The sequence below is a fragment of the Proteiniborus sp. genome (assembly GCF_040308045.1).
Taxonomy (GTDB): Bacteria; Bacillota; Clostridia; order Tissierellales; family Proteiniboraceae; genus Proteiniborus.
In genome coordinates, this window is sequence record NZ_JAWRHZ010000036.1 from 85039 (window position 1) to 99472 (window position 14434).

Consider the following 14434-nt stretch of genomic DNA (forward strand, 5'->3'; position numbering starts at 1 on the left):
AGCAAATTGAGCTTTTCTGGAGGTATTCTATTTTAAGTATTGAGAATTAAACATTTAATGCAATAAAGGAGGAAAATTTATGAAATGTTTTAAAAAGAGCTTATCATTCATAGTAGCTTTTGTAATGTTGTTAGGATTAGTAGCTCCTGGACTTTCAAATAGTATTGCCTATGCTGAAAGCTGGAAACCTGAAACAGAGCAACCAATTATAGTTGTTACAGGTGATGGCATAGGATCTTCTAATGAAAGATCATACACACTAAATGAGCTATTGTCTATGACACAGGCAACTAATTTGTATTCAACAATTAATACTACACCTACTAAGAGCATCTTTCTCGGAAGAGGTGTGAAAGTAAATGATTTACTAAGCAAATCTAATTTTATAAAAGATAAGTATAATGAGTATCCTATTGCTTTTGTGGCTAGAGATGGATATAAAGTTACCTTTGACCCAACATTTAAAGGAGACTCAACAACTTCTAAGAAACTTATAACACCTTCTTTTGGATTAGAAAGATATTATTTTCCAAAGCTAAGTAATGGAGTTGAGACAGGAAAAGTAACAGTAGATACAATCCTTGCTTTTGAAAGAGCTGGAGAAAGGGGTGCATCAGATGTAATTCCACAGACTTCTTCTTTAGAAAAGCTTTCAGATGATGATGCACCATTACTTATGGTAGGACAGCAGCATGTAAATGAGCAAAGCAATCCACTATTTAATAAGACAATACATAAGATACTTGTTGGAAGTGAGATGCCAACTGTATTCAAGATAGGAAATAAGGAGTATACTAAAGCAGATATTCTCTTAATGCCTAGAGTAAGTGGCAATTGGACATATATGAAAAAATCAGGACCAGAAACTAATTACGTTGTTGGAGTACCTTTAAGTAGCTTATTTAAAGATTATGACGATAAGGATAAGGTTGAATTCATAGCAGCTGATGGATATCCTAATGATCCTGTAACAATAGCAGATATTAGAGATGCTTCAAACCAATATGTATTAGTATATGAAGTAGGGACAAGCGAAAGCGACGTAAAAGCAGTATATGATACAGCAAAAAATGACTCTTCTATTGAAGGATATTTTAGAATTTATAGTCAAAATGGACAACAGATAAAGCTAGTAAATGAAATAAAAGTTTCATCATCGAGTGGAGTAGATTATTCAACTAGCTCATATAAGCATATCACTAACGGAGGATTAGAAGGAGATGCTCCATATGATGTTGATGCCATAACAGGAGCTACTTTAACCTTTGAAGGACCAGGTCTTGAAACAAGTATTCCTGTATCTATCCGTGAGCTAGAAAGCCAAGATGCAGGAGCATTCCGTGGAGACTATGTAGATTTAAGAGATGGTAGTGAAGTAACTCTTAAGTATGAAGGTATTAATCTAAACCATCTATTAAAAAATATGAAGTCTGGCACTACAGGAATAAAGCTTACTGATACTGCCTATAAAGTTATTTTGAAAAACAGGGTAAGACAGAGTATAGCAGAGTTCACTTTAGCTCAGGTTGAGGAAGCAGAGGCAAAAGGAAAGCCAATTATAATAGCATATGGAACATCAATTGCGGATGGGACTAATACTAGACCATTTGTATATGATGGAGGAGCAGGAGCAGATTCAAAATTAGGAAATGAAGATGGTTGTATCAAGCTAGTATATGATAAATCTATTTTTAACATAGATCCAAACCCAGAATATACAAAGTTTGGGAATGTTGCCTACGTTTATGTAGCAGAAAATGATTCGCCAGGATATAAGCATGACAAGACACCTTATGATACACCAGAGAATTCTCAATATATAATAAGCCTTACAGGAGATAAATTAGGTAGAGAAGTAAATTATACAGTACAGCAATTAGAAGATATGGTTGAATACAAGGATGGAGCACTAGTTCCTGATGGAATGGGACATAGAGATGAGTATAGCCTTTCTAACTCAACATATTGGTATGTAAATGAATATGAAGGAGTTAAGCTTTGGAATCTATTAAAGAAAGCTGGAATCCCAGAAACTATGGCAAAAGGCAAAGATTCCAGTACTTTAGTTCAATTTACTGCAACCGATGGTTATAAAGATTTTGACAAATTTACAATTGGTCAGATAGCAGATCCTTCATTATTCGGATATTATGAAAAGAATCCTAATGATTTAAATGATGGGAAATATGTTTCCAAGCCAGCTGATGATTTAAGGTCTACAGGTTATCCTGTATTAGTAGCATATGGAGTCAATGGCTATCCTTATGTTATTGATAATGATTTAGATGGATATAAAAGCGGACTTGGAAATGATGGAGGACCTCTTCGTATTATATCTGGTAAAATAGAATATTCTCATGCTAATGGTTCAAAACAAGCAAAATTATTAGAAAAGATAATTGTTGGTAACGAAGTAAATTACAGTGCCCATATTGGAAATTCTAATAAAGATTATAAAGCTCTTGCATCAAATGAAGTAGCAGTTAAAGTAATAGGTATGGATGGAAGCACCTTAAAAAATCAAAGCTATAAAGTTGCAGATATTGAGAATATGATTTATGGCTCTACTGTTTCTAATAAAGAAAGAATAAAAGCTAAAATAAAAGATTTTTATGGTGTTCAAAAAGGTGACAAAGTATATGAAGACTTATATGAAGGAGTTAATTTAGGATATTTCTTAAAAGAAAAAATTGAGATTCCAGGAAATAAAGGAACAGTAACCTTTACTGGTATCGATTCATCTATTACAGTTACTTTAGATGAAATATTGTCTGGCTCTTCAATACTTGCTTTTGCTAAAAATGGAACACCTATGGTCTTTGATAAAAATTCAGCTGGATATGAAAGCTCATATATAGATGGTACAGGCGAAAAGATTAATGTTAAAAATGATGGCGGGCCTTTAATGATGATTTTGCCTCAGACAGAAGAGCAGAAAGCTAACAACACAGCTATATCTTTAAGTGGAGTTACTTCTATAACAATTAATTTACAACCTGACAAATATGCACATTTAGAATCTCCATATAACCAATTAGCTGATAAGACTATTACTGTAGAAGGACCAGGAACTAAACTTAGTACACCTAAGACATTTAAAGTTTCTGACTTAGAAGGAAAGCAATCTATAGTAGTAACAGGAAACTATAATATCAAAAAAGAAACCTCTGAACAGCAGACTAGATATAGAGGAATAGATTTATACAGCTTCTTAAGATCTGTTGATGTAGGTCTACAATCTAATGCTAGTGAAGTTGTTATTACATCTAGTGATGGATATAGCTTGACATTACCATTAGATGACATAATGAAAGCAGATTATATAAACAGTGTAACTAATGAATCGAATCTAAAAGTTATATTAGCCTATGGCTCAAGTTCTGTAGATAATGTTAATTTAGAGGATGGTAAGCCTCTTGTAGATAGCAAGGATTCAGCTGGCTATGATAAAGCATATAATAATTCAAGGGGACCAATATGCTTAGTAGTTGGTCAGAAATCTGCAGATGATATTAATTCATCTAAAATGATTAAAGACGTAGCTAAAATCACTGTGAAAGCTTCTGCTACAACTAGTTGGAAGCATGATATGAGTCCAACATATAGCCAGTATTTAGATAAGACTACTTTAGAGATAACAGGAAGTGCCTTAGTTGAGCCTAAGAAATATACTCTTCGTGAGCTTGAAGCTATGGATGATATTATTATAAGAGATTCTTATACTTACATCGGTGAGCATCAACATGAAGGTATAGATTTGTGGAAATTAATCACAGAAAAAGCAGGTCTTAAACCTGGTGCTGAATTTACTGCTGTAAAGGTAGTAGCTTCAGATGGATTCTCAAGAGATGTTCTATCTGTATTCGGTAAGGATGCATTGGAAAATGGAATTGCAGATGGATTAGATAGAAAGAAAATCATATTGTCTTATGCAGGAGATGGTAAACCATTAGTTACTGATACTAATAGTGATGGCTATACTAGTGGTAATGATGGTGGACCAATAAGAATGATTACTCACTTGAATCAAGGAGCATGTTTGAAAAATGTAGTACAAATTGTAGTTGATGGAAATGCTTCTGGAGCAGCTCCTACTACAGAAAAAGTCTTTACTACTTATTTAAGTGGAGAAGAAAATGGATTACCTATGGCAGGAGTTAGAGTAATTACTCTTGATGACAAAGGTGGAGCTTGGATAGGAACCTATGGCGGCGGGGCAGCTTATATAGATTCCACTGGTAAAATAACTGTTTACAACAAGGAATCAGATATAGCTTTACCTGGAACCTACATTAACGACATAGCTATAGATAAAACTGGTGGAGTTTGGTTAACGCTTGGAGGAATGGACCCTAAGAATCAAAATGGGGTAGCTTATCTTAAAGACGGAATATTAACACAGTACACTAAAGAAAACACAAAAAGCAAGCTTTTATCAGATTTTGTACAGACTGTAGAAGTAGATAATAATGGAATGGTTTGGTTAGGAACAGCTCTAGGATTAAATAAATATAATCCTTTAGAAAATAAATGGAATAGTTGGACTAAAGAAGACGGACTACCAGCTCAATCTGTTAGCACTTTAAAGGTTGATGATAAAGGCGGAGTATGGATTGGAGCTTATCCTGATGCTGTAGATGCAGATTCAAATGTTTATAGTGGTGGATATGCATATTTAAATAGTGAAGGGAAGATAAAGGTATATAAAGACAAAGAAAATACAAAATTTGCAGATCAATGGGTAAGAAACTTATCTATTGATTCTGAAGGTGGAGTTTGGGTAGTCATGTCAGGCTCTTATTCTACCATGGAGAATGTTGGTGGAAGAGTAGATTATATAGCTCCAGATGGAGAAATTAAAGAAAAATATATTGGACATGATTTATTGCCTAATGAATTAAAGGATAATTCAGAAATAAGAACATTAACTGTGGACCATAAGGGAAGTCTTTGGTTTGGAACTAGTACACAAGGAATATTTTTCAGTAAAGAGCCTAAAAAAATAAACAAGAAATTTAATAGTGCAAATTTGGACTGGGCAGACACTAGCAGCTTGGATTCAATATGGACAATATTAGTTACTGAAGATGCTGTGTGGGCTGGAAGTAACGGTGGAGTAGCTACTGCTCTATCAGACGATATCTTTAGAAAGCCTAGTAAGTTTACAGATATTAAAGGTCATTGGGCAGAAAGTCATATAGAATATTTATACTCAAGAGGTATAGTAGATGGAACAGGCAAAAATACATTTAGTCCGAATAGAAATATAACAAGAGCAGAATTTGTCAAGCTGCTTGTAAGCTTACTTGGAGATGTTGACCTAAAAGCAGCAAGTTCAGACATATTTAAGGATGTCGAAAAGGGCAAATGGTATACAGATTATATTAATTGGGCAGCAGAAAAAGGAATAACATCTGGTATTGGAAATGATAAATTTAAACCAGATGACTTAATTACTAGAGAACAAATGGCAGTTATGGCTTCGAATTTTATCAAGACTATGAAAATAGAATTGCCAGAAAAAGAAGTATACAAAGAGTTTAAAGACAGTTCTCAAATCAGTGCTTGGGCTAAGGATGCCGTTGATAATATGCAAATTTTAGGAATTATCAATGGGAAACCTGACGGAACCTTTACGCCTAAGGGTTTAGCTTTAAGAGCTGAAGCATCAACAATAATCTATAAGCTTTATTCTGAAATAAAGTAAAATATATAAATATTTAGAGCAAGTAGCCTGCCTGCTTGCGCAAAAACTCACTTTTTGTCATTCTGATCTCAGTGAAGAATCTGTACTTTGAGCCATTTGAGACCCATTCTCTTTGCTCAGGGTGACAGTTTTTGCGCAGCCTGACGTCTGCTTGCTCTAAATACTATTAGGGGAGGTATATATGTTTACAAGAAAAAAACAAGTAACAATTATTATATCTATTTTTTTAATATTCCTCTTAACAGCTTGTAGTAATAGCGAAACTCCTTCTGTAGGCAATGAGAATCTAGGAGAAGACTCTCAGGTTGAACAGCCTGTGAAACAAGTTGGCGAAGTATCCGAAGCAGAGCAAGAAGAGTTTGAAAGTGAAGTTAGTAAAGACACCGAAGAGAATGAAGAAGTAGCAAATGAGGAAGATAAAGATAAAACTGATGATCAATCTGAATCTAAAGCGGATGCTAACAAAGACGATGAGCAGAAATCTCAGTTAGATATTAAATCTGAGCCAGAAAAAGAAAATAATACAGAACCAAATGACTCAGAGCAGTCAACTAATTCTATTGTAGACTCAGGCATAGATGAAGAAGATACAGTAGATAAAGTGGTTTTAGAATTAAGCGGCACAGGAGTAGATAATCCTATAAAATTATCCTTAGATGAAATAAAAAGAATGACTGATTATTACTATGAAGATGATTTCTTTTCACTAAACAGTTTTGGAACAACAGAATACTTCTCTTTTAAGGGAATTAGAATGAAAGGACTTTTGGAAAAGGTAAAAATAAAAGAAAGTGCTACAACAGTAAAATTTATAGCATCTGATGGGTACGAAATAGAACTTACAATAGAAGATGTTTTGAAGGAAGATTATATTGATGAACAAGATCCTAGTAAAAAATATCCAGTAATAATTGCTTGGCATGAGAATGGCAAAGATTATGATGAAGCGAGAGGATTACCTTTTAGACTAGTTATTGGACAAATAGAACCAGGTGATGTGAACAAACCCCAATGGGTACAAAATATAGCTAAGATAATAATTGATTAGGGGTGCTATAAATGAAAAGGAATAATATTTACTTTATTACTTTAGTTGTACTTTGTCTTATAATAGGAGGAGCTCTATGGTATACAAATGATGGACGTGAAGAAAAAGCCATGATAAGAGAAATATTACCTAGAGCAGAAAATATAAAGCTTATGAAAGAAGCAGTAAGTGATAAATTTATTCAAGAAAACTTTCCTTCAGTTGAAAAGGTTTATAGCATTAATGGACTTCCTGGCGCTTTTATAACCTCAGGTACTGGCTATGTAGGAACCATAAGAACCCTTGTAGTGATAGACAATGAACTGGGACAAACAGCTGGAATCAAGATTCTAGAGCAAGGAGATACTCCAGATTATGCTGATCACATAAAAGAGAATTGGTTTACAGAAAGATTCAAAAATTTAGGACTACTTGAATACCTTAATTTAGTAGTTTTAGATCCTGAGAAGCCTACAGATATTATCCAAGTAACTGGTGCTAGTATTTCAAGCCAAGTAGTAGTGAACAATGTAAATTCTGCTATAGGGACTTGGAATTATCTCAAAGATGGAGTAAGAAAAGAAGCTATTTCCAATTCAATAGCACAAGAAATGTGGGACAAAGATGAAAACAGCTTCTCAATCAACTGGCCTGAAGAAAACTCCCTAAGAGTGAATATTGAAGAACTAAAGGGGTTTGAGCAAGTTACTGTAGATACGATTTTACAAAGGACTACTGGTGTAAAGATTGATATACAAGCATCAGGACCACTTTTAAAGGATATTCTTGAGGAGAATGAGATAGATATAAATGATTTTGAAGCCATAGGAGTTACTGGTAGAGATAATTATTACACTATGATTAGTAAAGATATTATTCAAAATAGAGATATAATACTTGGTATTGAATTTAATGGAGAAGAGATTCTTAGAGAAGAAAAGCCTGTCAGAATTGTTATACCAGACGAAATGGGCGTTTATTGGGTTAAAATGGTTAGTAAAATAGATTTATATGAAAGCATTTCCACTAAAGATATTCAATCAGTTCATATGTTTGATACATTAGTAAGAGATATTAAGCCTTATGATTATGAATATTATGGAAGCAAGGACGAGTCTTATTTAATAGGGAGAATACTAAATAAATTCCCTTATGTGGATCATAATGGATTCTTTACTATGGTAGGCTCTGATGGGCTTGTAAAAAATGAAACAATTAGTATGGTAAGAGATAGATATTACATAAAAGTAGGTGGAGAAAATGCACCTATGAATATAGGACCTGCTTTTAAGCTAGGAATGAATGTCAAAGAAATGACTCATTTCTCTACAACAACAGATGCTGTGGTTTTCCCTGAAATGATGATTAAGGTCATTAGTGAAGAAGTGCTAGAACAAGGGAAGGCAATGAAATTAAGGGAAGTGTTGGAAACTTCAGGAATGATAATAAGTGAAAAAGATGAACTTGTTGTAATAGATACAAATGAGAGCGAGTATCCGTTATCTAAAGAACAACTTGAAAGCTCTTATTTAATACCATTAGATGGAAGTGCAGATTTAGTTTTTGAAAGTAATATAATTAAGGATGTACAAAGAATCACTAAAGTACAGAAATAGGATGATGCTCTGATATGAAGAAAATTAAAATTAAAAATTCAAGAACTATAGTACAGATATTAATCTTTGCCAGCCTTGTAGGTATTGTAACTATTTACAATCTATATATTGAGGGGAAAATTGATTTTAAAATACTTAGTATAGGAGACATGAATCCTTACGGAGGTTGGAGTGTTCTTCATAGCTTTGCTACAGATAGTAGCCATGTATTTGAGGGGATTAGCAGGAGTGTAGCATTAACTATTGCAATAATAGTTATGGCAATTATTGGTGGAAGGTTTTTCTGTGGATGGATTTGTCCTGTAGGAGCACTCCAGGACTTCACTTCATGGATTGGTAGTAAATTAAAAATTAATAATAATTGTGATATGAAAATAAAAAGAATGAGTTTGTCATTTATAAAGTACCCTTTATTACTGTTAATTTTGCTGAGCTCTATCTTTGGATATGGATCAGTATTTGCAGAATTATCGCCTTGGAGAGCTTTACTAAATCTACATAATATGGGTTCAACATGGGAAGAGATGAAAATTGGATTTATGGTTTTAATTGGGATACTAGTTGTTTCGGTATTTATTTCTAGAATGTTTTGTAGATATTTATGTCCATTAGGGGCGGTCCAATCTCTATTTAGTTCCATTAGCATTTTAAATATAAAACATAGTAATGTTTGTACAAGCTGCAATAAATGTTTAGACACTTGTTCTGTAGGATTACAGTTTTCTTCTGATAGCACTGCAGTATCACCTGAGTGTATAAGGTGCTTGAAGTGCGTAGAGAACTGTAAAGTTAGTAAAGAGATTAGAACTAGTATTAATTTTGGCAAAGCTAAGTTAAAAAAATATGCATATATTACCCTGATGATTTCGGTATTTTTCAGCATATTGCTTGGGGCACCAAAGGTACTAGGTATACAGGCTAGCACCGAGGATATTCTCTTAAAACCCTTAAGAGACGGTATTTATGAAGGAGAAGCTAAAGGCTTTGCTGGAAAAATTATTACAGAGGTAAGGATATCTGATGGTAAAATTATAGAAATCGAGATAATAGATCATTCAGAAAGTAAAGGATGGTACGACGAGGTTTTTATGATATTACCTAGGGAGATAATAAACAGGCAAAGACTTAGTGTAGACGCTATAAGCGGAGCAACTAAGACAAGTAGAGGACTAACTCAGAGTATAGAGAATGCCATAAGAAAAGCATATGACAAATAGGTTCATACTTGGCTTATAATTACTATAAAGATATACGTTTTCCATATTTACTGATATCTTATCTATTGATTTAATTATTTTTTATATCTGATATTAGAGAATATGCTCAACATAACCATCTAAATTAAAAGGAAAATCAAATATTACTTTATCTCTATATTTTGGAGTTACTAGTGCATATTCTATTAGTCTCAGCAAATACTAATTAATAAAAAATAGAGAGGTGAGAATCTAATAAAATCAGCTAGCTTGTGATGACTTTTATTAGATAAGAGCATGTTCATACCTAAACGTATTATATTTGAGAAAAATGTATTAAAATATGAAATGGGTAAGGAGATATATTTAAAATTTAAGGATAAGGATAATATTGAAATAGTTAATTTAACATCAAATAAATATAGGGAGCACATTCCAGGAGAGGATTTGTTTTCTCAATACAGAGAAGGAAAGAGGACACTAATAGTTGGTATCAAGAAGGGCTTAAAGTTTCAGACATGTAAACCTTCAGCGCATTATCAACTTCCTTTAGTATCAGGGTGTATGGGACGATGCGAGTATTGCTATTTAAATACTAGGTTAGGAGACAAACCTTTTATAAAAGTTCATGTTAATGTAGATGATATTCTGAATCAAGCTCAGAAATATATAGATGAAAGACTACCTGATATAACTATATTTGAGGGATCTGCAACATCTGACCCAGTACCAGTAGAGCCTTATACTAATTCTCTAAAGAAAGCTATTGAATTCTTTGGATGTAGAAAAGACGCTAGATTTAGATTTGTTACAAAATACAATGATGTAGATTCATTGCTTAACTTAGGACACAATGGTCACACAGAAATAAGGTTTAGCATCAACACTCCATCGATCATAAATCAGTATGAACACTTTACAGCTTCTAGTGAAAAAAGAATAGAAGCAAGTATTAAGGTAGCCCAAGCAGGGTATCCAACAGGTTTCTTAGTTGCACCGTTATTTATTTATCCTAATTGGAAAGAAGAGTATCATAATTTATTAGTTAAACTAAAGAATAGGCTTCCAGATGATTTAAAGTTTCCAGTAACTTTTGAAGTCATTTCTCATCGCTATACTGCAGTAGCTAAAAATAGGATAAATGAAATATTTCCTGAAAATAAACTTCCAATGAGTGACGAAGAACGTACATTTAAATATGGACAATTTGGATACGGAAAATACATATATCCAAAAGAAACTATAGCTGACATAAAAAAATTCTTTACTAAAGAGATAGAAGAGTTATTTAGTAATAAAGAGGTCAAGTATATTATTTGATAAACTTTAAGAAATACTTGAGCTGATTGAGCTATGAAAGATAAAGCTGATTCTAATTTTGTCCAATGGTTTGTCTATGAAATAATACTAATCTCTATTATAGCCTTGATAAACACAAGGTAATATTTTCCTAACGGAACAAATTATATTTATTATCGTCTTAAAGTATAGGATGATGATAATACTTGAGGGATGTGATTTCTTGAAAAGCAATAAAATTAGAAAAGTAATTGTTATAGGAGCTTTATGTGTAGTAGTGATAATTCCAACAGCTATAAAACTCATAAATGAACAACCTGCATTGAAAGAGAAAATATTTGGTAAAGAATTAAATAATAAAAGTCCACTTTCTATTAAGGATATAAATGGTGATGAGGTTTTAGATAAGGAAAGTAATGAAGAAGGATCTATCGAACATGAAGATGACACATATGAACTAACAGAAGAGGGTATCATAAAACCTGAAATTGCAAAGAAAATAATTGAGGAAACAGCAGATAAGCTAATTAATGCAATAAGTGCTAAAGATGCAGAAACAATTTCAGACCTTATTCATCCAGTTAAAGGTGTAAGATTTACTCCTTATACTTATGTTTCATTAGAGAGTGATGCTGTATTTAATAAAGAAAAGATAAAGAATTTCTTTAATGATAAAGAACTTTACCTATGGGGACATTATGACGGCATAGGAGATGAAATTAAATTAACACCGAGTGAGTATTATGAAAAGTTCATATACTCTGAAGACTTTGTAAATGCTGAAAAGATTGGATACAATGAAGTACTAAGCAGTGGAAATATGCTAGAGAATCAGTTTGAAGTTTATGAGAATGCTATTGTAGTAGAATACTACTTTTCAGGATTTAACTCAGATTTTGCAGGCATGGATTGGAGAAGTCTTCGCTTGGTATTTGAGCAATATGAAGATAGTTGGAAACTAGTAGGTATCATTAATAATCAATGGACAATATAGTAGTGCAATATACTTCCAGTTTAGTTTATACTAATATAAATTCTAAATTTATTTTTTATTCGAGGGGATGAGGGAAATATATGGAATTTATAATAACTGAATTAGCCAAAGAACAATTAGTTAAAAACGATCAAGGGAAAAAACTAAGAATTAAGCCTAAAACAAGGACTTGAGCAGGCATTATATACGAAATGGTTCAGGATGAGCCTAATGATAACGATAATATTTATAAGATGGAAGGATTTCAATTTATAATAAATAAAGAAGTAGAAAAGGATGTATCCTATTTAGAGATTGATTATACAAATGATTGGTCCGGAGAGAAATTTGTAGTTACAGCAGGATTTTGAGAGCTTCAATATTGAAGCTCTTTTTATATTAGCATTTGTCATACCATAAATTCAGATGATAGATACCTTGGTTTTCTTGATTTTTAAGATTTATTTTAATAATATAAAGGAATTTTAATAGCTCATATCGAATATATGTTCTATGTAAAAAACAGCATAGTGGATGAACACTAAAACACTAAGCAAACATGTGTTTTTACAGTTTCGGAGGTGTAAATATGGAAATAAGATGTATTCACACAGGAGATCTTCATCTGGGCATGGAGTTTAAAAATGCAAGCTTTGACAAAAAACAAGCCAATACACGAAGGCTTGAACTGTGGGAAACTTTTAATAGAATAATAGATAGATGCAAAGAGACAAAGACACAAATTCTCTTAATAGCAGGAGACTTATTTGAAGATGAATACTGCTCTATAGCAGATGTTAAGAGAATAGATAATAAGTTTAGAGAAATTAGTGATACAAAAGTAGTTATTTCAGCAGGAAATCATGATACTCTTGGGAAAAGGTCTTTATATAAATTAATAAAATGGGGAGATAATGTTCATATTTTTGAACCAAATTGTATATCAAATATTGAATTGAATGATATAAATGTGGTAATATGGGGACTTAGCTGGGACAAAAAATTAGAGCGTGATAGTCTATTAGATGGGATTAAGGTAGAAGACACAAGCAAAACAAATATTCTTCTTGTCCATGGCGATGCTTTAAGTAAGGATTCAGAATATCTACCTATGGATAAAAATTCTTTAATTAACAGTAGGTTCAATTATATTGCATTGGGGCACATTCATAAACATCAATTTATCAGTGATAATATCTCCTACTGTGGCAGCCCTGAACCTCTTGATTTTGGTGAGACAGGCAGCCATGGAATTATTGAAGGTATTATTTCTAGTGATGAAACTAAAATGAGCTTTAAACCATTTGCTAAAAGAGAATTCATAATTAAGGAAATCACCATTAAAGATAATATGAGCTATAATGAAATAATAGATTCAATTAAGTCTATTGATAATAAAGAAAATAGAATGATGAATTTATATAGAGTTATTATTTTAGGCACAAGGGACAGCCATATTAACATTGATGTAAAAGACATAAAAGAATATCTTATAAACGAATTTTACTATATAGATATAATTGATAAAACTACTCCAGATTATGATTTAGATAAGATTTATCAAGAAAACTCTAATAATATTATAGGCCTTTTCATAAAAGAAATGGAGAAGAAAGGATTAGACGAAGAAATAGTAAGAAATGCACTATATTATGGACTAGAAGTATTACTAAGCGAGAAGGTGAAAAGATGATTATCAAAGAGCTTTTATTGACCTCTTTTGGAAAGTTTAAAAACAAATCTGTTAACCTAGAGAATGGCTTTAATATTATATATGGAGATAACGAAGCGGGAAAGACTACTATTCACAAATTTATTGAAGGAATGCTTTTTGGTTTTTTCAAGCCATATATAAAAAGAAAGATATATTCTGATGATTATGATAGGTTCTTACCCTGGGATTATACAGACTACAGTGGCGTGCTAAAATATAAGATAGAAGATGATATATACAGAATAGAAAGAAATTTTTTAAAGGGTAATGATGAAGTTAAAATAATAGACGATAAAACAGGTGAGGATATTAGTCACCTTTTTGAGTATGACAATGTGACTAGACTTTACCAACCCATGTCTATTCATATGGGCTTAAACAGTACTGTATTCAATAACACAATATCGATTGGCCAGCTAAAAAGTAAAGCTGAGAATGTCTTGGCAAAAGAAGTGAAGGATAGTCTAATAAACTTAGGTGGAAGTCTTGATGAAGATATTTCTATAAAAAAAGTACTAGAAAAGCTTGACGAGAAGATAAACCATATAGGAACAGAAAAAAGAACTAAATCTTCACCTCTTGGAAAAGTTGTTGAACAAATAGATCAATTGCAAAATGAGAGAAAAAAGGCATTGGCTGTTTCAATAGAGGTAAAGGAATACCAGGAGAAAGTCAATTCTCTTTCTGATAGAATTAGAGAATTAAGTGAACAGAAAATTGAGATTGAAAGTAAGATTAATCTACTTGAGGCTATACAAGCTAGAGAAAAATATAATGAATGCATGAATCTTTCGGGGGAAATTAATATATTAAAAAAACAAGTAGAAGAGCTAAAAAAATATGATATATTAAGCTACGATGACTATACAGAAGTTATAAAATACCAACATGAGATTAAGACA

9 protein-coding genes are annotated in these 14434 nt (G+C 32.3%); all 9 read left to right on the plus strand.

All coding sequences use genetic code 11. The features are described from left to right. Window positions 1-79: 79 nt before the first annotated feature. Window positions 80-5707, plus strand: coding sequence for an S-layer homology domain-containing protein (locus ABV008_RS07055; protein WP_352419114.1), 5628 nt, complete (start codon window positions 80-82; stop codon window positions 5705-5707). Between the two features lie 181 nt (window positions 5708-5888). After that, the gene (locus ABV008_RS07060; RefSeq protein WP_352419115.1) at window positions 5889-6755 is read left to right on the plus strand and encodes a molybdopterin-dependent oxidoreductase; all 867 of its coding nucleotides are present in this window, start codon (window positions 5889-5891) and stop codon (window positions 6753-6755) included. Window positions 6756-6766: 11 nt separating this feature from the next. Next, window positions 6767-8350, plus strand: coding sequence for a molybdopterin-dependent oxidoreductase (locus ABV008_RS07065; RefSeq protein WP_352419116.1), 1584 nt, complete (start codon window positions 6767-6769; stop codon window positions 8348-8350). A 14-nt stretch (window positions 8351-8364) separates the two neighbouring features. Then, complete coding sequence (locus ABV008_RS07070; protein WP_352419117.1) at window positions 8365-9567, plus strand: 4Fe-4S binding protein; 1203 nt, start codon at window positions 8365-8367, stop codon at window positions 9565-9567. A gap of 276 nt (window positions 9568-9843) precedes the next feature. Next, window positions 9844-10866 (plus strand): spore photoproduct lyase, encoded by a 1023-nt coding sequence (gene splB / locus ABV008_RS07075; RefSeq protein ID WP_352419118.1) that lies wholly within the window; start codon window positions 9844-9846, stop codon window positions 10864-10866. Between the two features lie 202 nt (window positions 10867-11068). Then, a complete protein-coding gene (locus ABV008_RS07080; RefSeq protein ID WP_352419119.1) occupies window positions 11069-11839 on the plus strand; it encodes a hypothetical protein in 771 nt (256 codons plus the stop codon). A 191-nt stretch (window positions 11840-12030) separates the two neighbouring features. Beyond that, entirely contained in the window at window positions 12031-12189 is a 159-nt protein-coding gene (locus ABV008_RS07085; RefSeq protein WP_352419120.1) for a hypothetical protein, read from the plus strand. Window positions 12190-12407: 218 nt separating this feature from the next. After that, on the plus strand, window positions 12408-13511 hold the full coding sequence (locus ABV008_RS07090; RefSeq protein ID WP_352419121.1) for a metallophosphoesterase family protein: 1104 nt from the start codon (window positions 12408-12410) through the stop codon (window positions 13509-13511). Beyond that, on the plus strand, window positions 13508-14434 hold a 927-nt coding region (locus ABV008_RS07095; RefSeq protein WP_352419122.1), incomplete at its 3' end, for an AAA family ATPase. The genes ABV008_RS07090 and ABV008_RS07095, both read left to right, overlap by 4 nt.